Genomic DNA, 708 nt, shown 5'->3' on the forward strand with positions numbered 1-708 from the left:
AAGTTGACAAAGTTATTTTTGGTCAAAATCATGTGATTGAATACGCTTTAACAAGCATTTTAGCTGGAGGACACGCCCTTCTCGTTGGTGTTCCAGGACTTGCTAAGACGCGTCTTGTTGAAACGTTAGGAATAGTATTGGGGCTTGATGAAAAACGCATTCAATTTACGCCTGACTTGATGCCATCGGACATTATTGGTTCTGAAATTATGGATTCAGATAAAAGTGGTAAACGCTCTTTCCGCTACCTTCAAGGCCCTATTTTCACCCAACTTCTTATGGCCGATGAAATCAATCGTGCCTCTCCGCGCACGCAATCAGCGCTTTTACAAGCTATGCAAGAATATCATGTTACCGTTGCAGGCACCCGTTATGATTTACCACAACCTTTTCATGTTCTTGCAACCCAAAACCCTCTTGAACAAGAAGGAACTTATCCACTTCCTGAAGCCCAACTAGATCGCTTTTTGATGCAAATCGATATTGATTATCCTGATCTCACCACAGAAAGGCGTATTATTCTAGACACAACAGGAGGAAAAAACCAAAATGCAAAACCGGTTCTATCAACAAAAACGCTACAAAAAATTCAAAAAATTGTCCGCAAAATGCCTATCTCTGAAAATGTTGTCGAAGCCATTTTAAAGCTAGTCCGTTCGGCTCGCCCTCATAAAGAAAATAGCCTAGCAAACACTTATGTTGCATGGG

1 protein-coding gene is annotated in these 708 nt (G+C 41.1%); it reads left to right on the top strand.

The features are described 5' to 3' along the window. Positions 1–708 (top strand): AAA family ATPase (locus ACFIO5_RS11855; protein ID WP_375705516.1); only part of this gene is annotated, 708 nt, incomplete at both ends.

Source organism: Bartonella sp. AA86SXKL (assembly GCF_042196885.1).